This window comes from Mesorhizobium sp. M1396 (genome assembly GCF_040317725.1).
Classification (GTDB): domain Bacteria; phylum Pseudomonadota; class Alphaproteobacteria; order Rhizobiales; family Rhizobiaceae; genus Mesorhizobium.
On sequence record NZ_JAMYLA010000017.1, the window covers coordinates 29485 to 56207 of the forward strand.

Annotated in this window: 26 protein-coding genes; 10 read left to right on the forward strand and 16 right to left on the reverse strand. The window is 64.1% G+C overall.

The genetic code is table 11. The features are described from left to right. Nucleotides 1–156: 156 nt before the first annotated feature. From pheT to infC, 7 genes are all read right to left on the reverse strand, one after another. Nucleotides 157–2565 carry a phenylalanine--tRNA ligase subunit beta gene (gene pheT, locus NKH02_RS13460; RefSeq protein WP_352879310.1) on the reverse strand — a complete coding sequence of 803 codons (2409 nt, stop codon included), beginning with the start codon at nucleotides 2563–2565 and terminating at the stop codon, nucleotides 157–159. Then, complete coding sequence (locus tag NKH02_RS13465; protein ID WP_352879312.1) at nucleotides 2562–2984, reverse strand: GFA family protein; 423 nt, start codon at nucleotides 2982–2984, stop codon at nucleotides 2562–2564. Before NKH02_RS13465 ends, pheT begins: the two co-directional genes overlap by 4 nt. Further along, nucleotides 2981–4078, reverse strand: coding sequence for a phenylalanine--tRNA ligase subunit alpha (gene pheS / locus NKH02_RS13470; protein ID WP_352879314.1), 1098 nt, complete (start codon nucleotides 4076–4078; stop codon nucleotides 2981–2983). Before pheS ends, NKH02_RS13465 begins: the two co-directional genes overlap by 4 nt. A 145-nt stretch (nucleotides 4079–4223) precedes the next feature. Next, nucleotides 4224–4625: a 50S ribosomal protein L20 gene (gene rplT / locus NKH02_RS13475; RefSeq protein WP_006201247.1), complete on the reverse strand. Its 402-nt coding sequence runs from the start codon at nucleotides 4623–4625 to the stop codon at nucleotides 4224–4226. 146 nt (nucleotides 4626–4771) lie between these two features. After that, nucleotides 4772–4975, reverse strand: a complete 204-nt coding sequence (gene rpmI / locus NKH02_RS13480; RefSeq protein ID WP_006201248.1) for a 50S ribosomal protein L35 — start codon at nucleotides 4973–4975, stop codon at nucleotides 4772–4774. 203 nt (nucleotides 4976–5178) lie between these two features. Continuing rightward, a complete protein-coding gene (locus NKH02_RS13485) occupies nucleotides 5179–5805 on the reverse strand; it encodes a methyltransferase family protein (protein WP_352870670.1) in 627 nt (208 codons plus the stop codon). A gap of 213 nt (nucleotides 5806–6018) precedes the next feature. After that, nucleotides 6019–6555 (reverse strand): translation initiation factor IF-3, encoded by a 537-nt coding sequence (gene infC / locus NKH02_RS13490; RefSeq protein ID WP_013528312.1) that lies wholly within the window; start codon nucleotides 6553–6555, stop codon nucleotides 6019–6021. A gap of 205 nt (nucleotides 6556–6760) precedes the next feature. Between infC and NKH02_RS13495 the strand changes: the two genes are divergently transcribed. From NKH02_RS13495 to NKH02_RS13510, 4 genes are all read left to right on the forward strand, one after another. Further along, entirely contained in the window at nucleotides 6761–7531 is a 771-nt protein-coding gene (locus NKH02_RS13495) for an alpha/beta hydrolase (protein ID WP_352879316.1), read from the forward strand. Beyond that, a complete protein-coding gene (locus tag NKH02_RS13500) occupies nucleotides 7531–8715 on the forward strand; it encodes a benzoate/H(+) symporter BenE family transporter (protein ID WP_352879318.1) in 1185 nt (394 codons plus the stop codon). The genes NKH02_RS13495 and NKH02_RS13500 overlap by 1 nt, the downstream gene beginning before the upstream one ends. Before the next feature lie 75 nt (nucleotides 8716–8790). Then, nucleotides 8791–9270, forward strand: coding sequence for a DUF2852 domain-containing protein (locus NKH02_RS13505; protein WP_352870667.1), 480 nt, complete (start codon nucleotides 8791–8793; stop codon nucleotides 9268–9270). A 204-nt stretch (nucleotides 9271–9474) separates the two neighbouring features. Further along, entirely contained in the window at nucleotides 9475–10230 is a 756-nt protein-coding gene (locus tag NKH02_RS13510; protein ID WP_352879320.1) for a M48 family metallopeptidase, read from the forward strand. Nucleotides 10231–10232: 2 nt separating this feature from the next. On the opposite strand, the gene NKH02_RS13515 is transcribed toward NKH02_RS13510, so the two are convergent. Next, nucleotides 10233–10451, reverse strand: coding sequence for a hypothetical protein (locus tag NKH02_RS13515; protein WP_352870665.1), 219 nt, complete (start codon nucleotides 10449–10451; stop codon nucleotides 10233–10235). A gap of 104 nt (nucleotides 10452–10555) precedes the next feature. On the opposite strand from NKH02_RS13515, the gene NKH02_RS13520 reads away from it, so the two are divergent. From NKH02_RS13520 to NKH02_RS13545, 6 genes are all read left to right on the forward strand, one after another. After that, nucleotides 10556–11215, forward strand: coding sequence for a phosphoribosylanthranilate isomerase (locus NKH02_RS13520; protein WP_352870664.1), 660 nt, complete (start codon nucleotides 10556–10558; stop codon nucleotides 11213–11215). Between the two features lie 80 nt (nucleotides 11216–11295). After that, entirely contained in the window at nucleotides 11296–12516 is a 1221-nt protein-coding gene (gene trpB, locus NKH02_RS13525; protein WP_352879322.1) for a tryptophan synthase subunit beta, read from the forward strand. A 2-nt stretch (nucleotides 12517–12518) separates the two neighbouring features. Next, the gene (gene trpA / locus NKH02_RS13530) at nucleotides 12519–13358 is read left to right on the forward strand and encodes a tryptophan synthase subunit alpha (RefSeq protein ID WP_352879323.1); all 840 of its coding nucleotides are present in this window, start codon (nucleotides 12519–12521) and stop codon (nucleotides 13356–13358) included. 97 nt (nucleotides 13359–13455) lie between these two features. Then, nucleotides 13456–14382 (forward strand): acetyl-CoA carboxylase, carboxyltransferase subunit beta, encoded by a 927-nt coding sequence (gene accD / locus NKH02_RS13535; protein ID WP_352870661.1) that lies wholly within the window; start codon nucleotides 13456–13458, stop codon nucleotides 14380–14382. Nucleotides 14383–14443: 61 nt separating this feature from the next. Then, on the forward strand, nucleotides 14444–15769 hold the full coding sequence (locus tag NKH02_RS13540) for a bifunctional folylpolyglutamate synthase/dihydrofolate synthase (protein ID WP_352879325.1): 1326 nt from the start codon (nucleotides 14444–14446) through the stop codon (nucleotides 15767–15769). A 32-nt stretch (nucleotides 15770–15801) separates the two neighbouring features. Next, on the forward strand, nucleotides 15802–16221 hold the full coding sequence (locus NKH02_RS13545) for a VOC family protein (protein ID WP_352879327.1): 420 nt from the start codon (nucleotides 15802–15804) through the stop codon (nucleotides 16219–16221). Nucleotides 16222–16256: 35 nt separating this feature from the next. Here NKH02_RS13545 and NKH02_RS13550 read toward each other — a convergent pair whose 3' ends face one another. From NKH02_RS13550 to tsaE, 8 genes are all read right to left on the reverse strand, one after another. Further along, on the reverse strand, nucleotides 16257–16670 hold the full coding sequence (locus NKH02_RS13550; protein ID WP_352879328.1) for a type II toxin-antitoxin system VapC family toxin: 414 nt from the start codon (nucleotides 16668–16670) through the stop codon (nucleotides 16257–16259). After that, on the reverse strand, nucleotides 16667–16915 hold the full coding sequence (locus tag NKH02_RS13555) for a hypothetical protein (protein WP_023761145.1): 249 nt from the start codon (nucleotides 16913–16915) through the stop codon (nucleotides 16667–16669). The genes NKH02_RS13550 and NKH02_RS13555 overlap by 4 nt, the downstream gene beginning before the upstream one ends. Before the next feature lie 72 nt (nucleotides 16916–16987). Continuing rightward, a complete protein-coding gene (locus NKH02_RS13560; RefSeq protein ID WP_352879330.1) occupies nucleotides 16988–17269 on the reverse strand; it encodes a cupin domain-containing protein in 282 nt (93 codons plus the stop codon). A 163-nt stretch (nucleotides 17270–17432) separates the two neighbouring features. Beyond that, nucleotides 17433–17759 (reverse strand): thioredoxin, encoded by a 327-nt coding sequence (trxA, locus tag NKH02_RS13565; protein ID WP_352870657.1) that lies wholly within the window; start codon nucleotides 17757–17759, stop codon nucleotides 17433–17435. Nucleotides 17760–17833: 74 nt separating this feature from the next. After that, nucleotides 17834–21352 carry a double-strand break repair helicase AddA gene (gene addA / locus NKH02_RS13570; protein WP_352879331.1) on the reverse strand — a complete coding sequence of 1173 codons (3519 nt, stop codon included), beginning with the start codon at nucleotides 21350–21352 and terminating at the stop codon, nucleotides 17834–17836. Further along, the gene (addB, locus tag NKH02_RS13575; RefSeq protein WP_352879332.1) at nucleotides 21349–24483 is read right to left on the reverse strand and encodes a double-strand break repair protein AddB; all 3135 of its coding nucleotides are present in this window, start codon (nucleotides 24481–24483) and stop codon (nucleotides 21349–21351) included. The genes addA and addB overlap by 4 nt, the downstream gene beginning before the upstream one ends. Then, complete coding sequence (locus tag NKH02_RS13580) at nucleotides 24480–25208, reverse strand: nucleotidyltransferase family protein (RefSeq protein ID WP_352879333.1); 729 nt, start codon at nucleotides 25206–25208, stop codon at nucleotides 24480–24482. Before NKH02_RS13580 ends, addB begins: the two co-directional genes overlap by 4 nt. Next, nucleotides 25205–26716 (reverse strand): tRNA (adenosine(37)-N6)-threonylcarbamoyltransferase complex ATPase subunit type 1 TsaE, encoded by a 1512-nt coding sequence (tsaE, locus tag NKH02_RS13585; RefSeq protein WP_352879335.1) that lies wholly within the window; start codon nucleotides 26714–26716, stop codon nucleotides 25205–25207. The genes NKH02_RS13580 and tsaE overlap by 4 nt, the downstream gene beginning before the upstream one ends. Nucleotides 26717–26723 lie beyond the last annotated feature (7 nt).

A 26723-nucleotide genomic window follows, 5' to 3' on the forward strand; every position in this document is an offset into this window, starting at 1 on the left:
CGAAAGGAAGGCCGGACTAGCGCAGATGATCCATCGCTCTTTGGAGTGCGATTCGCCGTCTGCTCGCAAGGCTCAGAGCAATTCCAGGAAAAGTGTGAAACGGTTTTCCCGGGAAAAGCGCAGAGCGCTTTCCCTTGGGAATTGCGTCAAAAGAATCTACCCGCGCAGAACGCCGCCGGTCTGCTTGCCGACATTCTCGACGATGCGCTTGGCCAGCGCCTCGAAATCCTCGTCGGTCAACGTCTTCTCGACCGGCTGGATCGAAACTTCGATGGCGATCGACTTCTTGCCCGCTCCAAGCGAGGCACCTTCGAAAATATCGAAGACCGAAACGCCTGATATCAGCTTCTTGTCGGCGGCGAGCGCCGCGCGCGCCAGCGTGCCGGCCTCGACGGTCTTGTCGACGACGAAAGCGAAGTCGCGCTTGACCATCTGGAAGGCGGAGAGCTCGAGCGTCGGCTTGGTCTTCGTCGGCTTGGCCTTGGGCTCGGGCACGGCATCAACGAACACTTCGAAGCCGCAGAGCGGCCCGGAAACATCGAGGCCCTCAAGCGCCTTCGGGTGAAATTCACCGAACGTGCCGAGCACGGTTTTCGGGCCGAGCTTGATCGTGCCGGAACGGCCGGGATGATACCAGGCCGGACCGCCCGCCTCGATCTGCAGCCGCTCGACCGGCGCACCGCAGGCTTCGAGCGCGGCGATGGCATCGGCCTTGGCGTCGAACACGCCGACCGGGCTCGAATTGCCGGCCCAGTTGCGGCCGGAGCCGTCGAGCTTAGCGGTGCCGCGGCGCACGCCGGCGGCAACGCGCCGCTGCTGGTCGGCGCCATCGCCTTCGTAGGTGCCAGAGACTTCGAACAGCGCCACGTCGCCGATGCCCCTGTCGGCATTGCGCTGGGCAGCGGCAATCAGCCCCGGCAGCAGCGACGGCCGCATGTCGGACATGTCGGCGGCGATTGGGTTGGCGAGTTTCAGTGCCGTCTGGCCGCCACCGAACAGTTCGGCGTGTTTGGCCGGAATGAACGACCAGGTGACGGCTTCCATCATGCCGCGCACGGCAAGCGCGCGCTTGGCCGTGCGGGTGCGGACCTGCAGCGTGGTGAGTATCCTGGCGTTGACCGCGTCATGCGCGCCGAGCGGCTGCGGGGCGATGTTGTCGACGCCGTGGATACGCATCACCTCCTCGACCAGATCGGCCTTGCCGTCGACATCGGGGCGCCAGGACGGCACGGCGACGTTGACGGTATCGCCCGACCCCTCGGGCTTGAAGCCGAGGCGCGACAGGATGTCGAGGCTTTCCGCCTTCGCCACCTCGATGCCCGTCAGCCGCTTCACTTCCGAAAGCGGGAAGGAGACGATCTTGGGCGTGTGGCCCGCATAGCCGGCCACTTCGATCTCCGTCGGCGTGCCGCCGCAGAAATCGAGCACCAATCTGGTCGCCAGCTCGACTCCGGGCACCATGAATTCAGGATCGACGCCACGTTCGAAGCGGTAGCGCGCATCGGTGATGATGCCGAGCGTGCGGCCGGTGCGCGCCGTGGTGATCGGATCCCAAAGGGCGGATTCGATCAGCACGTCCGACGTGTTCTCGTCGCAGCCCGAATGCTCGCCGCCCATGATGCCGGCGATCGATTCGACGCCGTCTTCATCTGATATGACGCACATCTCCGGCGTCAGCGTGTATTCGCGGCCGTCGAGCGCCTGTGCCTTTTCGCCATCGCGCGCGCGGCGCACGGTCAGATTGCCGGCGACCTTGCTGGCGTCGAACACATGCAGGGGCCGGCCGCGGTCGAAGGTGACGTAGTTGGTGATGTCGACCAGCGCGCTGATCGGCCTGAGACCAATGGCGATCAGCCGCTGCTGCAGCCATTTCGGCGACGGGCCGTTCTTGACGCCCTTGACCAGCCGCAGCGCGAAGCCGGGGCAGAGTTCCGGCGCTAGGATCGTCACCTTGACCGGGCACATGCCGTTGCCGACATGGGGCATGATAGCGCCGCCGACGAGACGGCCAAGTCCACTCGCCGCCAGATCCCTGGCGATGCCGTAGACGCTGGTGGCGTCCGGCCGGTTCGGCGTCAGGTTGATCTCGATGACCGGATCGTCGAGATGCGCGTAGGCAGCGAAGCTGGTGCCGACAGGCGCATCCTGGGGCAGGTCGATGATGCCGTGGTGCTCGTCGGACAGTTCCAGCTCGCGCTCGGAGCACATCATGCCGTGGCTTTCGACACCCCTGATCTTGCCGACCGTCAGCGTCACGTCGATGCCGGGCACGTAGGTGCCGGGCGCAGCAAAGGCGCCGATCAGACCCGCGCGTGCATTGGGCGCGCCGCAGACGACCTGCACCGGTGCCTTGCCGTCGCCGGTGTCGACGGTGAGCACGCGCAGCCGGTCGGCATCGGGGTGCTGCACCGCCGTCAGCACCCTGGCGATGACGAACGGCTTCAGGCTCGACTTGTCGTCGACATGCTCGACTTCGAGGCCGATCGAGGTCAGCCGCTCGACGATCTCGTCGAGCGAGGCGTCGGTCTCGAGATGGTCCTTGAGCCAGGAGAGGGTGAATTTCATTGGACTGTTCCGTCTGGTCTTTTGACGCTTGATTTCAGATGTCTCGGCAAGTCGTCGGACATATGCAGGAAGGGAAGCTGCTCGCTGACATAGGCATGCAGCGTCGGCTTGAAATCGGCCGGCATGTCCATGGCGCCGAGCATGAAATAGATGTCATCCTCCAGCCGCTCGTCGACATAGGCGATGGGCGAGCCGCAGACGCCGCAGAAGGAGCGCGTCACCGGGCCGTTCTCGAACATCTTCAGCGCCTTGCCGGTGAACGCGACCTGACCGGCCAGGAAGCCGACAAAGGCCGATACCGGCGCGCCGCTCGCCCGCCGGCAATCGCCGCAATGGCAATAGCTGACGTGATGCGGTTCGGCCGAGGCCTCGAACCGCACGGCGCCGCAACGGCAGCCGCCGGCGTGCGGCGCTGTCATGCGCTTAGGCCTCCGAACAAAGTCGGCATGTCGAGCGGCCGGAAGCCGTAATGCGACAGCCAGCGGACATCGGCGTCGAAGAAGGCGCGCAGGTCCGGCATGCCGTATTTCAGCATGGCGATGCGGTCGATGCCCATACCCCAGGCAAAGCCCTGATACTCGTCCGGATCGAGCCCGCCATGGCGCAGCACGTTGGGATGCACCATGCCGCAGCCGAGGATCTCCATCCAGTCGGAGCCTTCGCCGAAGCGCACCTCGCCGGGCCGCGAGCGGTCGCACTGGATGTCGACCTCGAGGCTGGGCTCGGTGAACGGAAAGAAGGATGGCCGGAAGCGCATCTTGACCTGCGGCACCTCGAAGAAGGCCTTGCAGAACTCCTCCAGCACCCACTTCATGTTCGCGACATTGGCCGTCTTGTCGATCACCAGCCCCTCGACCTGATGGAACATCGGCGAGTGGGTAGCGTCGGAATCCTGACGATAGGTCTTACCCGGAATGACGATGCGGATCGGCGGCTTCTTCGTCTCCATGGTGCGGATCTGCACGGGTGAGGTGTGGGTGCGCAAAAGCTTGCGCTCGCCCTTTTCGTCCGGCTGGAAGAAGAAGGTGTCGTGCATCTCGCGCGCCGGATGGCCTTCGGGGAAATTCAGCGCGGTGAAATTGTAGTAATCGCTCTCGATATCCGGACCTTCGGCTATGGAGAAACCGAGATCGCCGAAGATCGCCGCGATCTCGTCGATGACCTGGCTGATCGGATGGATGCGGCCGCGCTCAGCCGGCGACTGCCGCACCGGCAGCGTCACGTCGACCTTTTCAGCGGCCAGGCGGGCTGTGATCGCCACATCCCTGAGCTCGGCCTTGCGGGCCGTCAGGGCATCGGTGACGCGGTTCTTGAGGCCGTTGATGGCCGGGCCCTTCAACTGGCGCTCCTCGGCGGTCATGGCGCCGAGCGTCTTCAACATTTCGGAGATGGAACCCTTCTTGCCAAGAGCCGCGACGCGCACGGCCTCGATCGAGGCCTCGTCGGAGGCCGATGCGATGTCGGCAAGCAGCGAGGCCTCCAGGGCTTCAAGATTTCCGGCTGTGTCGTTCACGGCGAAACTCTCTCGATCGGGCGACCGGCACCATTTTGGTTCGTCGTCACCATTTTGGTTACATCAGGTATAAGAAAAACCCGCGCCAGCCGTGCCAGCGCGGGTTCCCCAAATCAGAATTGCGAATGCTTGGGAAGCGCTGGTCTTAGGCGACAGCGCTTTCAAAAGCGTTCGGCGTGGTGTTCTTCAGATATTCGAGCGCCACCTTGGCCTTGGCGACCAGGGCTGCGAAAGCCTGCGGCTCATGGATGGCCATGTCCGACAGGATCTTGCGATCGATCTCGATGCCGGCCTTGTTGAGGCCGTCGATGAAGCGGCCGTAGGTCAGGCCATGCTCGTGGGTCGCCGCGTTGATGCGCTGGATCCACAGCGCGCGGAACGAGCGCTTGCGGTTCTTGCGGTCGCGGTAAGCGTATTGCAGCGACTTTTCCACCGCCTGCTTGGCGATGCGGATGGTGTTCTTGCGGCGGCCGTAGAAGCCTTTTGCGGCTTTCAGGACCTTCTTGTGCTTGGCGTGCGAGGTGACGCCTCTCTTTACGCGTGCCATGTCATGATCTCCTTAAAAGCAATTCCAGGAAAAGTGCCCTTGCGGTTTTCCGTTCGGAATTGCGTAAAACAAATGCGTGTCCGGACCGAATGCCTTATTTGAGCGGGATGTTATCCAAAAAGTCTGCAACTTTTTGGCATCACGCCTTAGAGGCCGTTCGGCAGAAAATTCTTGATGACCTTCTTGCCATCCGGTTCAGCCAGAACCATCGTGCCGCGGGCATTTCGAATGAACTTGTTGGAACGCTTGATCATGCCGTGACGCTTGCCGGCCGCAGCCGACAGGACTTTACCCGTACCTGTGATCTTGAACCGCTTTTTTGCAGCGGACTTGGTCTTCATCTTGGGCATTTTGCTACTCCGTTTCTATGAGGTCCCTGTCGTGCCTCCGGCACTCCACGCCTCTTGTCTTGTTCGCTTCGGGCCGACCAAAGCCCGAAAAGCAAATGAAACCGCCACGGCATGCCCTGCCGGGCGGTTTTCTTGAACGGCGGTCCTATACGTCAAAGCCGGCTGCTGTGCAACACCTGTAGAGATGCGGCTCTGCCCTTGAGTCAGGGCAGCCGGAACAGCACCGGCAACATGCCCGACTGCTGGGCGCCATCGATCAGCTCGAAGGCCGGCAGCGCGACGAGGAACACCAGGCCGTCGAGCAGCGTGGTCAACAGCAGACGCGGCTTGAAGCTGCCGGTATCACCCTCCTGGTAGAGGGAAAGCTTCGGGAAGAAGCGCGGCACTCTCGCCAGATAGGCCTGATATGTGGCGGGAAGCGCTTCCTTGAGGAATTTCTCCTCGCGCAGGATGACGATATGGAAGGCGCCCGCGCACAGCACCGCGAACAAGATGATGCCGGAGAATGAGCCGATCTGGGCGCCGACACCGGCCGCGGCCACGGTCGAGAACACATAAAGGGGGTTGCGGGTGATCGAGTAGGGCCCGCCGGTCACCACCTCGGAAGCCTTGCGCCCACCTATGTAGAGCGTCGACCAAAGGCGCCCGACGATGCCGAGGAAAATCAGCAGCACGCCGAACATTTCAATCGACTCATGCACCGGCGTGTCGGGCGGAAACGTCGATTGGCCAAACAACAGCGCCGCGAACAGCACCGCCACGAGCCCGGCGAGCACCATCCGGCGCGTATGCTGGTAGTTACCCAGCCCGTATTTGAGTTCTTTGTCCAAGGTTGGAATCCGATCGTCGAAGAGCCTGATGTCGTCCCAAAAGTGGCCCCGGTTTTGGGAAGACGACATAAAAAAGAACCGGCGATCCCAGCCTCTGCCAAGAAAACAGGCGTCCCGCCGATCGCCGGGACGCCTTGGGATGTGATTCAGGCGGATTTAAGCGCGATACCAAGCCTGACGCCATCGCGTCTCAGGTGTGTTGCTCAGCACACCTTAGCGCGGCGACAGCACCATCATCATCTGGCGGCCTTCGAGCTTCGGTTCCGCCTCGACCTTGGCGATGGTCGCCACTTCCTCGCGGACCTTGTTCAGAAGCTGCATGCCGAGTTCCATATGCGCCATCTCGCGGCCACGGAACCGCAGCGTCAGCTTGACCTTGTCGCCTTCCTCGAAGAAGCGGCGAACCGCCTTCATCTTGGTCTCGTAATCATGGCTGTCGATGTTCGGGCGCATCTTGATCTCCTTGATCTCGATGACCTTCTGGTTCTTGCGCGCCTCGGCCGCCTTCTTCTGGTTGGCGTATTTCAACTTGCCGAGATCGAGGATCTTGACGACGGGGGGCACCGCATTGGGCGATATCTCGACGAGATCGAGCCCAGCCTCTTCGGCGAGCAGCAATGCGTCGTTGATGGAAACATCGCCGCGGTTCTGGCCTTCGGCGTCGATAAGCTGGACCCGGGGAACCCGGATATCACGGTTGGAGCGCGGGCCATCCTTGGTCGGCGCCGCTGCTTTGAAAGGTCTGCGAATGGTCGTGGTCTCCTTGGCCGTTTCGTTCAGGGTTTGTCAGTGTTGATGCGTGACGCGTCAATGTGGTGAGCGCGCGGGCGGAGTCAATAGCACAGCATTGACAGAAAATCACCCTGATCGCTGCCCTGCACCAAACAAAGAACATCGCGAGCACTTTCCGCCTCGCCGCTGGCTGTGCCACAAGACCGACGTTGAGGAAAATGCCATGAACGCCACGCCCCCACTCTTTCTGGATGTCGACGGATCGCGCATCGCGGTGCGCCATACTGCCGGTTCCGCACCCGGCATCGTCTGGCTCGGCGGCTACAAGTCGGACATGCTGGGCACGAAGGCGCAGACGCTGTCGGACTGGGCGGCAAGGGAAGGCCGCGCGTTCCTGCGCCATGATTATTCCGGCCATGGCGAATCCGGCGGCGCCTTTGCCGACGGCACGATTTCGACATGGCTTGCGCAAAGCCTTGCCGTGTTCCGGCATTTCACCAAGGGCCGGCAGATCCTGGTCGGCTCCTCGATGGGCGCCTGGATTGCGCTGCGCATGGTGCAGGAATTGCGCAAGGCGGGCGACAGCAACGTCTCCGGCCTGGTGCTGCTGGCGCCGGCGCCAGACTTTACCGCTGAACTGGTCGAACCGGTGCTGACCAAGTCGCAGAAACGCGACCTCGCCAAAAAAGGCTTCTTCGAGGAGCCGTCGGACTATTCCGCCGAGCCCTACATCTACACACGCGCCCTGATCGAGGATGGGCGCGACAACAGGGTGATGACGGGCCCGATCGACACGCATTGCCCGGTGCACATCCTGCAGGGGCTGGCCGATACGGACGTGCCGGCAAGCCATGCGCTGAAGCTGGTCAGCCTGCTGCCGGCCGACGACGTGACCTTGTCGCTGATCCCCGATGGCGACCACCGCCTGTCGCGGCCGCAGGATCTCGACATGCTGGTGCGGGCCGTCGACGCGATGGCACAGAGGGGAAACTGATGCGCCTTTCCATTCCGATATCCGCCTTCGTCGCGGCCATCGTCGGCTTCGGGGGCACGCTGGCCATCGTCATTGCCGCCGCCAAGGCGGTCGGCGCGACGCAGATCGAGACGGCGAGTTGGGTAACGGCGATCTGCCTGGCGATGGCGATCGAGTGCCTGTGGCTGTCCTGGCGCACGAAGATGCCGGTCATCACCGCATGGTCGACGCCGGGCCTGGCGCTGATCGCCGCATCGAGCGGCTTTTCGATGAACGAGGCGGTCGGCGCCTTCATCGTCACCGGCATCCTGTTGATCGCCACCGGCCTGTTCGGACCGCTGACGCGGCTGATCGCCAGGATACCGGCGTCGGTGGCATCCGGCATGCTGGCCGGCATCCTCGTCAGCTTCGCCATCAACGCGGTCAAGGCCATCCCCGCCGATCCCTGGCTGATCCTGCCGTTGATCGCGGCCTTTTTCGTCATCAGGCTGTTCAATCCGGCGGTGTCGGTGCTGGTCGTGCTGATCGGCGGCGGCCTCGCGGCATTTCTCACCGGCCGCGTCGGCGGCCTGCCGACACCGGAACTGTCGACGCTGACGCTGATCGCGCCGCAGTTCAGCGCCGCCGCGATCATCGGCCTGGCGCTGCCGCTCTATCTCGTCACCATGGCTTCACAGAACCTGTCCGGCCTCGCCGTGCTGCGCGCCGCCGGCTATCACCCGGAGCCAGGCCCGCTGATCGGCGTCACCGGCCTGTTTTCGCTGTTGTCGGCGCCGTTTGGCGGCTCGACCACCAATCTGGCGGCGATTTCGGCGGCGATCTGCACCGGGCCCGACGTCCATCCGGACCCCACCGAGCGCTGGAAGACCGGCCCGTTCTATGCGCTCGCCTATCTCGTCTTCGCCATTTTCGGCGCGTCGCTGGTGGCGATCTTCGCCGTCCTGCCGCAGAGCCTGATCGTGCTGGTGGCGGGTCTGGCGCTGATGTCGCCGCTTGCCAATGCTTTGTCGATCGCCTTGAAGGACGAAGGCGAACGCATGCCCGCCACCGTCACCTTCGCCGTCACCGCTTCGGGGTTGACGCTGTTCGGCGTCGGCGCGGCATTTTGGGGACTTGTCGCCGGATTGGTCGTGCTTTTCCTCGAAGCACTCAAAAAGCAACAATCATTTCAGCCGCTTGTCCGGATTTGGCGGACATTGTCTTGAATCGCCGTTTTCTTCTTCCCATTTCGATTCCACGCAGCCGGTCTTGGCTGTCTCCAACCGAAGGAATGGGAGAAAATGAACACATCCGCATTGATCCGCCCGGCCTGGACGCCGGCAACCATCGCGTTGATGGTGATCGGTTTCATGGTGTTCTGGCCACTCGGCTTCGCCATGCTCGCCTACATCATCTGGGGCGACCGCCTCGAGGGCTTCAAGCGTGACGTCAACCGTGCCACCGACGGCATCTTCGCCGGCTGCCGCCGCGGTTCCGACAAGGCTGCGCGCTGGGGTCACGGCTCCGCCCGCACCGGCAACGTCGCTTTCGACGACTGGCGCGAAAAGGAACTTGAGCGCCTGAACGAAGAGCGCCGCAAGCTAGACGAGATGCTCACGCAGTTCGACGAGTACGCCCGCGAATTGCGTCGCGCCAAGGACCAGGACGAGTTCGACCGCTTCATGGCCAACCGCAACAAGTCGACGGCGCCGACGAAGACCGACCCGGGCACCGGAACGACCACCAAGCGTGGCAAGGGCTCGAACCTGCTTGACGACTAGCGCATCGGCCCGAAAATCGACTTCGATTTTCGGAAAGCACGATGCGTAGATTCAAAAGTGTTAGAGCGTACTTTGTGCGTCCAATTGGACGCACGTCGCTCTAATGACCCGGCGACTGGTCACATCGTGAAAAACGGCGTCGCGAAAGCGGCGCCGTTTCTTTTTTGTTCTATTCGTTTTCCTCGAATCACGTATCGTCCGGCCATGTCTTTCGGCTTCTTCCGCAATTTGACAAAGCCCAAGCCCGCGCCCGAAGAGCGCGAGCATGTCGTTGCCGGCCGCTCGCTGCCGCTCAAGATCGTCGAGAACGACCGCGCAAGGCGCCTGACGCTGCGCATCGATTCCGGTGGCCGTGGCCTGCGCATCACCGTGCCGCCGGGCCTGCGCCGGGGCGAGGTGGAAAAATTCCTCGACCGCCATCAGGACTGGCTGGAACAGCGGCTGGCCAAGGTCCCGGCTCGGCCGCAGGTGCGCCCCGGCATCAAGATCCCGGTGCGTGGCGTGGCGCACCGCATCGTCCACGAGCCTTCAAACCGCGGGACCGTGACGGTGTCGAGCGATGAGCGCGGCCCGCTGCTGATCGTGCATGGCGACCGCATTCACCTGCCGCGCCGCATCGCCGACTTTCTCAAGCGCGAGGCCAAGAAGGAGATCGAGAAGCTGGTGCTCAAGCACACGCAGGCGCTGGGCAAGCGCGCCAAGGCCGTCCGCTTCAAGGACACGTCGAGCCGCTGGGGCTCCTGCACCTCCGACGGCAATCTGTCGTTCTCCTGGCGGATCATGATGGCGCCGTCGCCGGTCATCAATTACCTCGTCGCGCACGAGGTTGCGCATCTCAAGGAGATGAACCACGGTCCGAAATTCTGGAAGCTGTGCGAGCAGCTTTGCCCGGACACCGAACGCTGCAAGGCCTGGCTGAAGCGCAATGGCGGCGCGCTTCAGGCGATTGCGTTCGAGTAACGTCAATCGTCATTCGCGGCGTTGAGTTCATCCGGTCGCAACCCCTCGTCGCCATGATGCGGCCACGGCAAAAAATTGCCGTCGAAGGCATCGCTGCCGAAATAGTCGAGCGCGCGGTGCGCCTCGGCGCCGTTGAAGGCGGCCTTGTCCATCAGGTGCGCGATGACCTCGCGCGCCTGCGAAATCTTCTGCCTGAGTTCGGCAACGGTTCTCTCGGTCATGATCCTGCTCCCGCCTTGTCCATCCATAAGTAGCGCCTTTGGCCTTGCCGGCAAACAGTATGCTTTTTCTCGACTCTTTTCGCTTTTCATGCCAATTCCCGCGCATGGCACTCGACATCAAGATCTGCGGCTTGAAGACCGACGGGGCAATGGCCGCGGCGCTGGCCGGCGGCGCCAGCCATGTCGGCTTTATTTTCTTCCCGAAAAGCCCACGCTATGTCGAGCCTGCCGAGGCTGGCCGCCTGCGCGAGGCGGCGCGCGGCAAAGCCAAAGCGGTTGCCGTCACCGTCGATGCCAGCGACGCCTTCCTGGACGAAATCGTTGCCAAGATGCAGCCCGATATGCTGCAGTTGCACGGCTCGGAAACGTCGGAGCGGGTGGCCGAGGTCAAAGCCCGCTATGGCCTGTCGGTGATGAAGGCACTGCCGCTCAGCGAGGCCGCCGATCTCGAACGGATAAAGCCGTTCGTCGGCATCGCCGACCGCTTCCTGTTCGACGCCAAGCCACCGAAAGGCTCCGAACTGCCGGGCGGCAATGGCGTTGCCTTCGACTGGCGCATTCTTGCCGGCCTTGACGGCGGTGTCGATTACATGCTTTCCGGTGGGCTCAACGCCGCCAATATCGGCGATGCCCTTCGGCTTGCCAACCCGCCCGGAATAGACATCTCCTCAGGCGTGGAAAGCGCGCCGGGCGTCAAGGATCCGGCGCTGATCGAACAATTTTTCCGGGCCGTCAGGGCAGCGCGAGACAACCGCGCCGCCTGACCGGTTCAATCCAGAGCATGTTGGGAACCGGTTTTGCGACAAGGACATGCTCAAGACATCAAGATGCCAGGAGATCGGCGATGAACAAGCCGGCGACACCCAATTCCTTCCGCACCGGACCCGACGAACAGGGCATGTTCGGCATTTTTGGCGGTCGTTTCGTTGCCGAAACGCTGATGCCGCTGATCCTCGACCTGGAGCGGCACTGGAACGAGGTCAAGAATGATCCGGATTTCAGGGCTGAACTGACCGATCTTTCGACCCACTATGCCGGGCGGCCCTCGAAGCTCTATTTCGCCGAGGGACTGACTAGGCATCTCGGTGGTGCAAAAGTCTATTTCAAGCGCGAGGATCTGAACCACACCGGTTCGCACAAGATCAACAACTGTCTCGGCCAGATCCTGCTGGCCAAGCGCATGGGCAAGAAGCGCATCATCGCCGAAACCGGTGCCGGCCAGCACGGCGTGGCCTCGGCCACGGTCGCGGCCCGCTTCGGCTTTCCCTGCGTCGTCTATATGGGGGCCACCGACGTTGCCCGGCAAAGCCCCAATGTCTTCCGCATGAAGCTGCTCGGCGCCGAAGTGCGGCCGGTAACCGCCGGTCATGGTACGCTGAAAGACGCCATGAACGAAGCCCTTCGTGATTGGGTGACCAATGTCGAGGATACTTATTACCTGATCGGCACCGCCGCCGGACCGCATCCCTATCCGGAGCTGGTGCGCGACTTCCAGTCGGTGATCGGCATCGAGGCGCGGGCGCAGATCCTCGAACAGGAAGGCCGGCTGCCGGAGACCATCATCGCCGCTGTCGGCGGCGGTTCCAACGCCATCGGCCTGTTCCATCCGTTCCTGGACGACAAAGAGGTTCGCATCATCGGTATCGAGGCCGGCGGACGCGGCCTCGACGGCATCGAGCATTGCGCCTCGATGAATGCAGGAAAACCCGGCGTGCTGCACGGCAACCGCACCTATCTCCTGCAGAATGCGGACGGCCAGATCATGGACGGGCATTCGATCTCGGCCGGTCTCGACTATCCCGGCGTCGGTCCGGAGCATTCCTGGCTGCGCGACTCGGGCCGCGTCGAATATGTACCTATTCTCGACGACGAGGCGCTGGAGGCCTTCAAGCTGACGACGCGGGTCGAAGGCATCATCCCGGCGCTGGAATCGGCGCATGCCATCGCGCATGCGGTGAAGATCGTGCCTGGGATGGATAAGGACCAGATCGTCATCGTCAACCTGTCCGGTCGTGGCGACAAGGACGTGCATACGGTGGCCTCGATGCTGGGCATGGAGATCTGATCATGGTGACCCGCATCGATCGCCGCATGGCGAAGCTGAAGACCGAAGGCCGCCCGGCGCTCGTCACCTATTTCATGGGCGGCGACCCGGACTACGACACCTCGCTGTCGATCATGAAGGCACTGCCGGGCGCGGGCGCCGACATCATCGAGCTCGGCATGCCGTTTTCCGACCCGATGGCCGACGGTCCGGCTATCCAGGCCGCGGGCCTCAGGGCGCTGAAAGGCGGCCAGACGCTGGTCAGGACACTGAAAATGGCGTCGGAGTTTCGGACCGGCGACAATGAGACGCCGATCGTGCTGATGGGCTATTACAACCCGATCTACATCTACGGCGTCGACCGCTTCCTCACGGATGCTATTGCCAGCGGCATCGATGGGCTGATCGTCGTCGACCTGCCGCCGGAGATGGACGAGGAACTGTGCATTCCGGCGCTCAAGGCCGGCATCAACTTCATCCGGCTGGCAACGCCGACAACCGACGACAAGCGCCTGCCCAAGGTGCTGCAGAACACGTCAGGCTTCGTCTATTATGTGTCGATGACCGGCATCACCGGCTCGGCGCTGGCCGACACCGGCAAGGTGGCGGCGGCGGTCAAGCGCATCAAGGGCCACACCGACCTGCCGGTCTGCGTCGGCTTCGGCGTCAAGACCGCCGAGCAGGCCCGCGTGATCGGCGCCAATGCCGACGGCGTCGTCGTCGGCACCGCGATCGTCAATGCCGTGGCCAACGTGCTGGGGCCGAAAGGCGAGAAGACCGCCGACCCTGCCGAAGCCGTCGCCACGCTGGTCAGCGGCCTTGCGCAAGGTGTGCGCTCGGCCCGCCTTGCTGCCGCCGAATAGTTCTCCTACCTCAGCTTTGCGCATGTCGTTATCCCAAAACCGGTTTCCACTTTTGGGCGACATGCACTAACTCTTCGTCAGGACAGGAGCCGAAGCGATGAACTGGATCACCAATTACGTTCGTCCGAAGATCAATTCGATGCTCGGCCGGCGCACCGACATGCCCGAGAATCTCTGGATCAAGGATCCGGAGACCGGCGAGATGGTGTTCCACAAGGATCTGGAATCCAACCAGTTCGTCATCCCTTCGTCAGGTCATCACATGAAGATCTCGGCCAAGGAGCGGCTGAAATTCTTCTTCGACGACGGCAAATACGAGACCCTGGACAACCCCAAGGTCATGCAGGATCCGCTGAAATTCCGTGACGAGAAGCGCTATGTCGACCGGCTGAGGGACGCCAAGGCCAAGACCGGCCTGGAAGACGCGATCATCAACGCGCTGGGGACCGTCGAGGGCCTGCCGGTCGTTGTCACGGTGCAGGACTTCGCCTTCATGGGCGGATCGCTCGGCATGGCCGCCGGCGACGCCATCGTGCGTGGCTTTGAAGCGGCCCTGCAGCGCAAGCGGCCGTTGATCCTGTTCGCCGCCTCCGGCGGTGCCCGCATGCAGGAAGGTATTTTGTCCCTCATGCAATTGCCGAGGACCACGGTCGGCGTCGACAGGCTGAAGGAAGCAGGCCTTCCCTACATCGTCGTTTTGACCAACCCGACCACCGGCGGCGTCACTGCCTCCTACGCCATGCTGGGCGACGTACATATCGCCGAGCCCGGCGCGCTGATCGGCTTTGCCGGACCACGCGTCATCGAACAGACGATCCGCGAGAAATTGCCGGACGGCTTCCAGCGCTCCGAATATCTGATGGAGCACGGCATGGTCGACATGGTGGTGTCGCGGCTGGAGCTGCGCGAAACCATCGCGCGGCTGCTCAAGATGCTGCTCAAGCTGCCGGAGGAGCAGAAGCCGCTGGAGCCGGAAATCCTGCCGCCGGCCACCATTGCGACGGAAGCCCGACCGCAAGCCTGACGCGACATCGTGCGCCGCGACCGCGATTGCGCGCGCCTCGCGACCCGCATAGGATTCTTCCATGATGACGCTTGCCGCCGACCGCGAAATCGAAGCCCTGATGGCGCTTCACCCGAAAGGCTTCGACCTTTCGCTCGACCGCATTTCGCGGCTGCTGGAGCGGCTTGATAATCCGCAGGACCGGCTGCCGCCGGTCATCCACATCGCCGGCACCAATGGCAAGGGTTCGTGCGCCGCCTTTTCGCGCGCCCTGCTCGAGGCGGCGGACTACCGCGTCCATGTCCACACCTCGCCGCATCTGGTCAACTGGCACGAGCGCTACCGGCTGGCCGCCGATGGCGGCGGCAGGCTGGTCGAGGACAGGGTGTTCGCCGATGCCATCGCCCGCGTCGCCAGGGCCAACGAAGGCGAGACGATCACCGTCTTCGAGATCCTCACCGCCGTCACCTTCCTCTTGTTTTCCGAACACCAGGCCGATGCCGCCATCATCGAGGTCGGGCTCGGCGGCCGTTTCGACGCCACCAATGTCGTCAAGGAGCCGGCCGTATCGGTGATCATGCCGGTGTCGCTCGACCACGAGGCCTATCTCGGCGACCGTGTCGAACTGATCGCCGCTGAAAAGGCAGGCATCATCAAACCTGGCTGCCCGGTGGTCATCGGCGCACAGGAAAGCGAGACCGCGCTGCAGGTGCTGATCGAGACCGCGGAGCGGTTGGAGTGCCCGACCTTCGTCTATGGTCAGGATTTCCTCGCCTTTGAGGAAAACGGCCGCATGGTCTACCAGGACGAGGACGGTTTGATGGACCTGCCGCCGCCACGGCTGCCGGGGCGCCACCAATTCGCCAATGCGGCGGCGGCGATCGCCGCGGTCAAGGCGGCCGGTTTCGAGATCAGCCATCGCGCCGCCGAAAAGGCGATGATCAATGTCGCCTGGCCCGGCCGCATGCAGAAGCTGGCGCAGGGCCGTCTGGCCGAACTGGCGCCGAAGGGTGCCGACATCTGGCTGGACGGCGGCCACAACCCGGGCGCCGGCGTGGTTATTGCCGAAGCACTGGCGGAGCAGGAAGAAAAGAACCCGCGTCCGCTCTTGCTCATCTCCGGCATGATCAACACCAAGGATCAGAGCGGCTATTTCCGTGCCTTCAAAGGCTTGGCTCGGCATGTCTACACAGTGCCGGTGAGCCTCAGCGAGGCCGGCGTGCCGAACGACGAACTGGCGATCCGCGCGACGGAAGCGGGACTGACGGCCGAGCCGGTGAGTTCCGTTGCCAACGCGCTGATGCTGCTGCGCGACACCTGGGACGGCCCGCCGCCGCGCATCCTGATCGGCGGTTCATTGTACCTAGCCGGCGCGGTGCTGGCCGAGAACGGCACGCCGCCGACCTGAGGTTGGATATCGGCGACCGCGAGGAACCAGTCATGATCAAGGTCAAGCAGCTCGCTCACGTCTGTATCTTCGCTGACGACCTGGAGGTGACGCGAAGCTTTTACCGCGACGTGCTGGGCATGGACACCCGCTTCAATTTCCTGCGTGACGGCAAGATTTTCGGGTTCTATCTCGATTGCGGCGGGCGCAGCCATGTCGAGGTGTTCCAGAAGGACGGAGCTCACTACAGCGACCTGAACCAGATCAACCATCTCTGCCTCGAAGTGGAGAACATAGACGCCGCTATCGCCCATATCAGGTCGAAGGGCGTCGATGTCACGTCAAAGAAACGCGCCTGCGACGACACCTTCCAGGCCTGGATCCGCGACCCCAACGACGTGAAGATCGAGCTGTTCGAATATACCGAAAAAAGCGCGCAATTCGCCGGAGGCGATCGTATCGCCGACTGGTAGAGCATTCCGCCTTTTCCGTGAAACGGTGAAACGCCCTAGAAATCCCAAGGTGAGATCAGCTCAAGGTTGGCCGGGCCGAAGTCGTTCAGGTTACGCGTTGCCAGCCGACCGCCATTCACGCGAACTATCGCTGCAATCATGCCATCGGGTGCCGACATGCCCCGGCCCTGGCGCGTCGCCGTTCCCATAATCTCGCCATAAGCCAGAGCCGCCTCTTCCGTCAGCCCAAAAATGCGACCGGCAAAGCGATGGCGCCATTGGGAGAGACCTTGCTCCAAGCGATCGGCACGCTCGTCAGGTCGTATCTTTTGGATGCCGAAAGCGATTTCGGCAATCGCCACCGTGGGAAGCGCCAGTTCGGCATCGTTGCGGACCAGCCAAGCCATGACAGTCGCGTCAGGCGCCTTTCTAAGGCTCTCTGAAATCACATTGGTGTCGACGAAAATCAAAGCTCCGGCCCTGTATGGACCTTGCGGCTTTCCCGGATGATTTCTTCCAGATCGATGTCGACGCCAACGCTCGCCGTCAGGCGAGAGTAGAAGGCGGATGCCGGTTCTCGCCCGGCCTCCCGAATCTCATAGGATTCAAGCGCGCGTTCGACGATATCAGCTATTGAGCGGTTTTCGCGACGAGCGAGTCGATGCGCAAGATCACGTGCTTTTGCGCTGCGGACGGAAAGCTGGGGTTCGGCCATTTCAAACTCCCTTTTGAGAAAGATATAGCCTTTCCTGGGCCTGCCATCAAGATGGCAGATGATGGCATGCCATCACTTCAGTTCGATCTCGATGAAGGCATATTCGCCTTCGTTGGCGTTGATGACGTCGTGTTCGACGCCTTCCTTGCGGAAATAGGGCGCGCCCTTCTTCATCTCGGCGAAGCTCTCGCCGTCCTTGGTCAACAGCTTCACCTTGCCGTCCATCAGCGGCACCACGACATAGTCATGGCCATGGCGATGCCAGCCGGTGTTGTCGCCCGGCGCGAAGCGGTACTCGGTGACGATGACACGCCCATTGTCGATGAAGACGGTGGCCTTGGCGGATCCGGTCATGTCGTTTCTCCCTGTTGGCGCTGCCAACAGAAGACATGGAGTGCGCGGACGTCAGGGCCAGAGCGGCCCAGCGCATGACCCAAGGACGCGCGGCGCTGTAGGTGACGCCAACAAAAAGCCCGGCGCGAAGGCCGGGCTTGATATATCAGGAATTTCAGACGGATCAGGCGAGGTTGCCATTGATCCAGTGCGACAGCGCTGTCTTCGGCGCGGCACCCACCTTCATGTCGGCCATTTCGCCGCCCTTGAAGATCATCAGTGTCGGGATCGAGCGCACGCCGAACTGGGCGGCGAGTTCGGGATTCTCGTCGATGTTCAGCTTGGCGATCTTCACCCTTGCGCCGAGTTCGGTGGCTATGTCTTCGAGCGCCGGCGCGATCATCTTGCAGGGACCGCACCATTCCGCCCAGAAATCGACGACGACCGGTACGTTGGCATCAAGCACATCGGCCTGAAAATTGCTCTTGTCGACCTTGACGGTGGCACCCATGCGGAAATCCTTTCGAAAATTTTTGTCCCACCAAATGTGGTGGTGATCGCGCCCTTCTTCAAGCAGGTGTTGTGTCACGCTCCCGTGAGTCGAGCAAGGGCATCATCCATGGCGCTGGCCGGCAGTTCGATCAGCCGCGGCGCTTCGGTGAACAGCAGGGCCGCCTTGACCGCGCGTCCGGGATAAAGCGGCTGCAGCAGGGCGCGATAGAGCGCGAGCTGCAGGACATAGGCCGGCGGGACCTCGGCCAGAGAGGCGGGCGCAGGCCGATTGGTCTTGTAGTCGACGATCGAAATCGCGTCCGGCGTCACCGCCAGCCGGTCGATCTTGCCGGAAATCGAGCGTTTTTTGCCCTTGACCTCCAGGCTGCCCATGATCGCGACCTCGGCACGCGACGACGGCGCAAACAGCGGACCGAAGCTGGCGTCGGCAAGGATTGATGTGACCGAAGCCAGGGCTTTCTCCCGTTCCGACGGGGACCACTGTGCGCCCGTTCGTGCGAGATAACGTTCCGCCGCGCCCAGGCGCTCAGGCTTGGCAATGCCGGGCAGCATCTGCAGCAGTTTGTGCAGGGCAAGCCCGCGCAGCACGGCAAAGCCCGGCTCGGTTTCGGCATCCAGCACCGGCGAGGCCTTGTCGACCACGGCTTCCTTGCCTTCGTCGATCAGTGCCGAGGCGCCGGATGGCGACAGCGGACGCGGCAGGTCCTCGAAAGGCGGCAAGGGCCGGAACAGGCCCGCCGGCAAAGGCTCGAAAGCGTCGGCCTGCCGTGCCTGCTCGCTGAACACCAGTGCGACGGGCGGCAGCCTAGTGACATGGAAGCGATGCACCGGCTCACCACCAGCGGGATGCGGACGCTGCTCGCTCTCTGGAGCGCCGAGCAGCGCGCGGCTGACGATGGAGTGCCATGTGCCGGCGTTCGGCGCTCGCTTGCCGTGATAGCCGCAGACGATCAGCCGGTCCTCGGCACGGGTCATGCCGACGTAGAGCAGCCGGCGGTATTCGTCGTCGGCGAGTTCGCGTGCCCGCGCTGCCGCTGCTTTGGAAAAGCCATTGGCGACGTCGCTGGCCGAGCGCCAGAGATAGCCCTTGCCATCCCAGTTTGCACCGGAACCATCGAAGGGCATCAGGCGCGGCAGATGCTGGTCGCTGAACGGCGCGGAGCCGCCATCGACCAGGAACACGACCGGCGCTTCCAGGCCCTTGGCGGCGTGCACGGTCATGACCCGGACCTCGTCGCGGGTCTGGTCCATCTCGCGCTTGATCTCGGGACCGGCGTTTTCCAGCGTCGACAGGAAGGCTTCCAGCCCCGGCAGGCCGGTTCGCTCCTCGGCAAGGCAGAAACTCAGGAACTCGTCGAGAATGTCGCCGGCCTCAGGCCCGAGCCGGGCGATCATCCTGCGGCGCACGCCATCGCGCGCCAGCAGCCCGGCGTAGAATTCGAACACCGGCTTGAAGGCGGCCTCATTCGTCCAGGTGTCGAGCTGGGTGACGACAGCTGCAAGTCGCTCGCTTTCGCCTGCATGCTGTCGCAGCGATGCGATCAGCGACAGGCCGTGCGGCCTCTGCGAGGCGAGCGCGAACAGCGTCTCCTCCGGCAAATCGAAGACCGGGCTGCGCAGCACGGCGGCGAGCGACAAATCGTCCTGCGGCTGGATGAGGAAATGGCCGAGTGCGATCAGGTCCTTGACCGCGATATGGCCGGGCAGGCTCAGCCGGTCGGCGCCGGCGACCGGGATGTCTCGGCGTTTCAAGGCGCGAGTCAACGCATGGACGAAGCGGTCGCGCTTGCGCACCAGCACCAGCACGTCGCCAGGCCGCAGCCGCTTGCCGCGGCCTTCGATGATCTCCCTGGTGCCGATCCAGCCGGCAATGGTGGCCGCGACATTCTCCGCGACGCGCACCGCCGGCGCATGCGCATGGTCGATGGCTTGCGTCCAGTCGTCGGGCTCGTCGACGACATCGGCGCCGACCGACGGCCACACCTCGACATAGCCCGGCGCATCGGTGCGGATCGCCTTGTGGCTCAGCGGATCTGGATCATGGCTGATGCCGCGCCGCACGACGGGATCGGCGAAGACGCGGTCAACGGCGGCAAGAACGTCGTCGGTCGAGCGGAACGACCAGGTCAGCTTCAAATCGGCGAAGGACGCCTCGGCGCCGCGCACCCTGCCGGCAAACAACAGCCGGCTGTCGGCGAAGGAGTCCGGGGCGGCACCTTGAAAGGAATAGATGGACTGCTTCTCGTCACCGACGGCGAAGACCGTGCGATGGACCCTGTCACGGGCGCCGAAGCCGGCGAAGAACTCTTCCGCCAACCGCTTCACAACCTCCCATTGATCCGGGCTGGTGTCCTGCGCCTCGTCGAGCAGGATGTGGTCGATGCCCTGGTCGAGCTTGTATTGCACCCAGGGGCCGGCATCGGGCCGCGTCAGAAGGTTGACGGTGCGGGTGATCAGGTCGTTGAAGTCGAGAAAGCCGCGGCTGCGCTTCAGCACTTCGTAGCGGGCGATCAGCCAGTCGGCGATGGTCAGCGCGGCAACCGTGCCTTCCAGCATCCGGAACAGGGCCAGCCGATCGACCGTTTCAACGATCGTGCTGGCCGCTGAGAGATAGCGCTCCGCCAGATCCGGCAGTCGGTCGACAAGCGCCTTCTTGAAGGCTTTTGCCGGGTCGTAGGCGTCGCCATCGGTCTTGAGGAAGGCTCTTGCGAGCAATTGCAGGCGGCGAATGGGGTCGCTCTCGGCGAAAGCCTGGCGCGCATAGGGCAGGATGTTGTTCAGCACCGCTCTCGCATCGGTGGCATCGGCGGCCTGGGCGAAGCCGGCAAAATAGTCCGGCAAGAAACCCGGCAGCGGCCAGGCCGATGCCGCTATGCCTTCGGCGGTCTGGCCGGGGCGGAAATGGAATTCGTCGAACAGCGCCTGGAAGCGCGTGCCGTCGTGCCCGACCGCGTCGATGAAATTGCGCAAGCCGTCGCGCTTGCGCACGATCTCGCCCAGCAAGGCGTCGAGCCCGGCTTCGCCGCCACGGTCGAGGATGGTGGCAAAGGCCTCGGCCAGATCCCTGTCGCCGGCGGCGGTTCCGGAGATCATGTCGCGGCGCGCGGCGGCAAACAGCGATGCCTCCATCTGGCCGTCGAGCATCTCGAAATGAGCCGGGATGTTGGCTTCCAGCGGGAACTGGTGCAGCACCGATTCGCAGAAGGCGTGAATGGTTTGGATCTTCAGCCCGCCGGGTGTTTCCAGCGCCTCGGCGAACAGGCGCCGCGCCCGGCGCATGGTGTCGATATCGGGCCGGCGCCCTTCCAGCGCCTCGACCTTCGACGCCAGATCCGCGTCACCGAGCGTCGTCCAATCCGACAATGTCGAGAACACCCGATTGGACATGTTGGCGGCGGCGGCGCGCGTGTAGGTCAGGCACAGGATCTTCGACGGATCGGTGCCGCGCAGCAGCAGCCGGATGACGCGCTGGGCCAGCACATGGGTCTTGCCGGAGCCGGCGTTGGCCGACACCCAGGCGGAATTCTGAGGGTCGGCGGCGCGGGCTTGACTGGTCGCTGTGTCGCTGGGGATGGGATAGGCCTTCTTCATGCCTCCCCTCCCTCGTCACCGGCATCGCCGCCGGCCGACCATTCCAGCACGCGGGCAAGATGGTCGTAATCGCCATCGGTCTCGCCCTCGCGAAACGGCAGTGCGCGCGACAGATAGCCGCTTCCCGGGTCTGCGTAGTGGATCAAGAGCTTTTCCAGCCGCGCCCAGGCCTCTTCGGCCAGATCGGTGGCGGTTCGCGGCTGGCGGTTGTGTTCGAGGATGGATTCCTCGAACACCTCGCCATTCGGCTTCAACCTGATGAAGGCCAGTTGCGAGGGCTCGCGCGCGCCCAAATCCTTGAAGGCGCCGCGCCTGAGCAGCGCGCCCTCCAGTGCCAGTTGCGGCGCCAGCAGCGTGTGCGCCTGCGCCTTGGACGGCGAGGAGCCGGTCTTATAGTCCAATATGTCGGCCATGCCGCCAGCCAGCAGGTCGACACGGTCGGCATAGCCGGACAGCGTCACGCCGGACTGGCCGACGACGGTCTTTCCGGCGCGCTCCTCGGCATGGCGCCGGATCACCGCGTCGGCGCGCGTGCGCTCCCATTCGATGATGTTGGCGGCGAGTTTTTCGAAACGCGGCCACCACACCGCCTCGACATCCGCCGGAAGAGCGACTTCGGCAAAACAGGCGCGGCCCGCGGCAATGAGGCCGGCGAGCGCATCGGGCGCGCGCGGGTCAGCCACCCGCGCCGAGAACAGATGCAGGATGGCGTGAAACAGTGTGCCGCGCTCGGCCGCACCTGGGTCTCGAATGACCGGGTCGAGCGGCATCAGTCCTAGAATGCGTCTCGCATAGACGGCGTAGGGGTCACGGCGGAGGGTCTCGATCTCGGTGACCGAGAAATGGCCGGGACGCACGGACAGTGGCGGCTTCGGCTGCGGCCGTGGCGCGAAATCCTGCCTTGGACCACTGTCGAGCGCGCGCGTCCGTGTGAGCAGTTCGTCGCCACGCCGGCGCAATTCAGCTGCCTGGTCGTTGCCGATGAAGGTGAGCAGGCGCTGCAGCCAGCGCGACGGCACGGCGGGTGCGTCACCGGCGCGCGCCGAGCGGGCCAGCACCACCTTCCTGGCGCCCATGGCCATCTGGAAATCATGCGCGGCAAGGCCGATGCGCCGTTCCGGCGGTTCGAGGTCGATGCCGGTCTTCATCAGCCGCGACATGAAGCGGTCGCTCTCTGGCTTGCGCGGCCACACGCCCTCGTTGAGCCCGCCGATGACCAGCGTATCGACAGTCTGCAAGCGCGCTTCCAGCGCGCCCCAGATCGCGATGTTCCTGTCGGTGCCTTGCGCCGGCTTGACAGTTTCAGGCGCGATCAGCGCCGCCATCACATCGGGCCACTCGTTCGCCGCGAAGGACAGCGATGCGGAAGCCGCGACCAGCCCGCGCAGCAGTTCGGCAAGCTTTTCGCCGGCGTCACCGGCATAGAGTTCGGCAAGGCCGCCATCGACGGTGCGGCCGAGATTTTCGAGGGCGACGACACTGGCTGTGACCAGCGCGGCAAGGTCGGCGTCCGCTTGGCCACGGAAAGCCGCGAGCGGCGCAAGCGCCTGTCTGAGACGGTCGAGCAAATTCCGAGCGCCTTCGATGGAGCGCACGGTCAGCCGGGAAAACCAGAAGGGCGGCCGGCGGCCGCTGCCCAATTCGGTGAGGCGGCTATCAAACAGTTCCGGCAGCGAAACGATGTCCGGGCGGCCGGTGCCGCCACGCAGCGCCACCAGTTCGATCAGTTCCGCCGCATGGCGCACATCGGCACGTTCGAGGCCAAGCCCGAGCAACGGATGCTTGAGCAGCGACAGCAGGCCAACCGGATCGCCTGGCCGGAACACCGCTTCGAGCGCCAGTCTGAGCAGGCTGGCCGCCGGGGTGTTGGCGAGCGGCGTGCCGCCGGAATCGTCGGCGACGACGCCGAAGCGCTGGAGCTCGACCGAAACGCGTCGCGCCAGCGCGCGGTCGCCGGTGACCAGAGCGGCCCTTTGGCCTGATACTTCGACCGCACGCTTCAGCGCGACGGCAATGGCCACGGCTTCATCGCGTTCGCTGGCCGCTTCGAGCAAGGTCACGCCGGCGAATGCCCCGGCGATGTCGGACGCCGAAAAGCCATTGCGCGTCTCGGCCCACAATTCGGTGGTCTCGGCCGGCCGCAAGGCTTCGCCGACAAGGGCGGCGCGCAACGCAAGTTGCGGTCCGGGCGCGCCGATCTCCTCGACATCGCCGCGCAACACGCCGATCTTGCCGATCAGCCTGGCGAGACCGTATTGCGGGTGGCCAAGCACGGCCGGGCAGGCACCGGGCGCGGCGATTGCCTGGAAGGACGCTTCGTCCAGCGTCCGGTCGAGGCCGGGCAGCACGATGGCGCCGCCGGGCAAGCGCGAGATCGCGGCAAGCAGTTCGGCGGTGGCTGGTATCGAGCCGGTGGACCCCGCCGCGATGACGGGCCCGGCGGGCGGATTGCGCTGCAGCAGGGCGGCCTCGGCGCGGATGAGCGCGCTGCGATGCGCGGCCGGGTTGGAGCGATCGCTCTCTGCAAGGAATTTCGGCCAGGCGTCGGTGACGATACCGAGGAATTCGAGCGTCACCTGCCACCATCCGGCAAGGTTGCCGGTCACCAGATCGGTGAGCTTGGCCCAGTCCGTGCCTTCCGTCTCGATCTCGTCCATCAGCCCCGCGAGATCGCGCGCCAGCCAGATCGCGTCGGCGGTGGAGGCCGGGATGACGATCTCCTCGGCGAAGAGGGCGGCGACATGTGCCGGCAGCCGGCGTTTCCATGCGCGCACCAGCGGCGTCAGCAGCAACAGGCGCTCAGAAGCGGCGATCGGCGGCGCGAGATCGATGGCCGCCGTTGCCTCGGTCTCGAACGCCGCCTCGTCCTCATCGAACTCGCCGAGTGGCCGGATGACCGGCAGGATCGCCGAACCGCCGCCGCCGCGAGTTGCCAGGCTGTCGACGAAGACACCCCGCAGAGCGCGCGCCGCGCGGCGCGTCGGCACATAGATGGTGACATCGGCCAGAGCGAGCGGGTCGCCGTCGAACCGAAAACCTGGAACGAGGCGGCCGGCAAGCAGCGCCTCGGCAAGCGTCGGCAGAAACGGCGCTCCGGGGGGAATTGAGAAAACGCGGCTTGAGCCGCTCATTGCAACTCGGCTAGCGCGCCGGCGACCGCCGTTTCCGCGAGCGCGATGGCATCGGGCGTGCCGACGGTGATCCAATGGCCATGCATCGGCATGCCGAACAGGCGCCCTGCGGCTATGGCCGTATCGAAATAGGCATTGAGCGAGTGCGGCCCGGCCGGTGCGCCCTTGAACAGACGCGGATGGACGATCGCCACGCCGGCATAGATCAAGCCCGCCGGATCCCCCTTTGAACGCCGCAAGCGGCCATCCGGCGCCACCAGGAAATCGGTGCTGCCGCAGTGTCCGGTCGCCTGATGGAGATCCGCCAGCATCAGCAGAATATCCATTTTCGCCGCGTCCCATGCAAGGGCGAGGCGCTGGAGATTGAGAGGACCGTCGTCGATCCAGAACGTGTCGGCGTTGAGGATATAGAAGGGCTGCGAGCCCAGTTCCGGCAACGCCTTGACGATGCCGCCGGCGGAATCGAGCAGTTTTTCGCTCTCATCGGAAATGACGATCCGCGGTGCGCGGCGCGCGGCGACATGGGCGACGATCTGTTCGGGAAAATAATGGACGTTGACCACGGCCTTGCCGACACCGGCGGCGGCCAGGCTGTCGAGACTCCAGTCGAGCAACGGCTTGCCGGCGACCCTGACCAGCGGCTTGGGAATGGTGTCGGTGATCGGCCGCATGCGTTTGCCGAGCCCGGCGGCGAGTACGATGGCAGTGTCCGGTCTTGCTGTCACAGCGCTCGCTCCTCCAGCAAACCGTTGGCGTTGTAGAAATCGCGCAGGCTTGCCAGCGCCGGGTGAGACAAGGCCCGGCGCAGATAATCGCGAATGCGCGGCAGGTGCTTTAGATAATAGGGCTTGCCGTCACGCTTTTCGAGCCGGACGAAGATGCCGAGGATCTTGGAGTTCCGCTGCGCCGCCATGATTGCGTAGGATTCCAGGAAACTTGCTTCGTCGAAAGTGCCGGCTGCGTGGCGCGCCCCGATATAGGCATTCAGCGTCTGTTTCTCGATCTCGGGTGACATGGTGACGCGCGCGTCCATGGCGAGCGAGGCGACGTCATAGGCGGACGGGCCGATCAGCGCGTCCTGGAAATCGACGATGCCCAGCCGGTCATGCCCGGAGCGGTCGCCGCGCCAGATGATGTTGGGCGAATGGAAGTCGCGCAGCATCAGCGTGACTTCGCGGCCGTGCAGCCGGTCGAGAAGCGCGTTCCACTCCCTGTGGTAGCCGGCGCGCAAGCTGTCGCTTGCCGGGCTGCCCGATAGCGCCGGCACGTACCAGTCGACCAGCAGATCGGCTTCGATCATCATGGCGTCGCGGTCGAAGGGCGGCACTTCATGGAAGCCGCCGTGCCCTGTTTCCAGGTGCTGCGGCCAGGTCCTGCCATGCATCATGGCCAGCAGCTCGGCCGCCGCCGCGTAGCGATCGGCCAGCGGCTGACCATCGCCGCCGAGAAACCCTTCGGAACCAAGATGTTCGAGCAGCAAAAACCCCTGCTCCTGGTCGTCGGCATGGATTTCCGGAACGCTGACGCCGCCGGCCTTCAAGGCGCGGTCGATGGCGACGAAGGCGGAGACCGACCGGGCGGTATGAGCGATCTCGGCATAGGGCTTGCCGTCACGCACCGGAGGGCCGAGCACCAGCCGTGGCGAGTTCATCAGCACTCGCGGCTTCCGGTTCGGCAGCGAAACGATCTCATAGGAGCGGGCCGAAGCATCGCCAATGAAATGGCGGCGCTGCGCTTGCCCCCAGCCTGCATTTTCGAGAAAGTCGCGCATGGCCAGCGATCGTGCCGCCCGATCGAAGGCAGCGCCCTGCCCCGACAATCGCGCCAGCCGGCCGTCGCCTTGCTGGACGAGCTCGATCAGGACCGTGGTCTTCGGCAGATAATCTTCCGCTCGTTCCGGCCATTCGACCAACGCGGCGCCTTGGGCCAGGGCCTCGTCGAACCCGAGCTCATCGATCTCGGCGGCCGAGGACAGGCGGTAGAGATCGAAATGATGGACCGGGACGCGCGTGTCGTAGCTCTGCACCAGCGTGAAAGTCGGGCTCGGCACATCGAGGCCGGCATCGTCGGCCAAGGCCCTGATCAAGGCCCGCGCCAACGTCGACTTGCCGGCGCCGAGATCGCCCTTGAGGGCAAGCACATCGCCCGGGCGCAGCGACAGCGCCAGATCCTCGCCCAGCCGCGCTGTCTGTGTCTCGTCGGCGAGTAAACGCTCCAGCACCAATCCTGTCATCGAGCGC

Bases quoted from the DNA above. Each gene is read 5' to 3' on its own strand.
- pheT (WP_352879310.1), bottom strand. From the start codon at position 2,565: ATGAAATTCACCCTCTCCTGGCTCAAGGACCATCTCGAGACCGACGCC.
- NKH02_RS13465 (WP_352879312.1), bottom strand. From the start codon at position 2,984: ATGACAGCGCCGCACGCCGGCGGCTGCCGTTGCGGCGCCGTGCGGTTC.
- rplT (WP_006201247.1), bottom strand. From the start codon at position 4,625: ATGGCACGCGTAAAGAGAGGCGTCACCTCGCACGCCAAGCACAAGAAG.
- rpmI (WP_006201248.1), bottom strand. From the start codon at position 4,975: ATGCCCAAGATGAAGACCAAGTCCGCTGCAAAAAAGCGGTTCAAGATC.
- NKH02_RS13495 (WP_352879316.1), top strand. From the start codon at position 6,761: ATGAACGCCACGCCCCCACTCTTTCTGGATGTCGACGGATCGCGCATC.
- NKH02_RS13500 (WP_352879318.1), top strand. From the start codon at position 7,531: ATGCGCCTTTCCATTCCGATATCCGCCTTCGTCGCGGCCATCGTCGGC.
- NKH02_RS13505 (WP_352870667.1), top strand. From the start codon at position 8,791: ATGAACACATCCGCATTGATCCGCCCGGCCTGGACGCCGGCAACCATC.
- NKH02_RS13510 (WP_352879320.1), top strand. From the start codon at position 9,475: ATGTCTTTCGGCTTCTTCCGCAATTTGACAAAGCCCAAGCCCGCGCCC.
- NKH02_RS13515 (WP_352870665.1), bottom strand. From the start codon at position 10,451: ATGACCGAGAGAACCGTTGCCGAACTCAGGCAGAAGATTTCGCAGGCG.
- NKH02_RS13520 (WP_352870664.1), top strand. From the start codon at position 10,556: ATGGCACTCGACATCAAGATCTGCGGCTTGAAGACCGACGGGGCAATG.
- trpB (WP_352879322.1), top strand. From the start codon at position 11,296: ATGAACAAGCCGGCGACACCCAATTCCTTCCGCACCGGACCCGACGAA.
- trpA (WP_352879323.1), top strand. From the start codon at position 12,519: ATGGTGACCCGCATCGATCGCCGCATGGCGAAGCTGAAGACCGAAGGC.
- accD (WP_352870661.1), top strand. From the start codon at position 13,456: ATGAACTGGATCACCAATTACGTTCGTCCGAAGATCAATTCGATGCTC.
- NKH02_RS13540 (WP_352879325.1), top strand. From the start codon at position 14,444: ATGATGACGCTTGCCGCCGACCGCGAAATCGAAGCCCTGATGGCGCTT.
- NKH02_RS13545 (WP_352879327.1), top strand. From the start codon at position 15,802: ATGATCAAGGTCAAGCAGCTCGCTCACGTCTGTATCTTCGCTGACGAC.
- NKH02_RS13555 (WP_023761145.1), bottom strand. From the start codon at position 16,915: ATGGCCGAACCCCAGCTTTCCGTCCGCAGCGCAAAAGCACGTGATCTT.
- NKH02_RS13560 (WP_352879330.1), bottom strand. From the start codon at position 17,269: ATGACCGGATCCGCCAAGGCCACCGTCTTCATCGACAATGGGCGTGTC.
- trxA (WP_352870657.1), bottom strand. From the start codon at position 17,759: ATGGGTGCCACCGTCAAGGTCGACAAGAGCAATTTTCAGGCCGATGTG.
- addA (WP_352879331.1), bottom strand. From the start codon at position 21,352: ATGAAGAAGGCCTATCCCATCCCCAGCGACACAGCGACCAGTCAAGCC.
- addB (WP_352879332.1), bottom strand. From the start codon at position 24,483: ATGAGCGGCTCAAGCCGCGTTTTCTCAATTCCCCCCGGAGCGCCGTTT.
- tsaE (WP_352879335.1), bottom strand. From the start codon at position 26,716: ATGACAGGATTGGTGCTGGAGCGTTTACTCGCCGACGAGACACAGACA.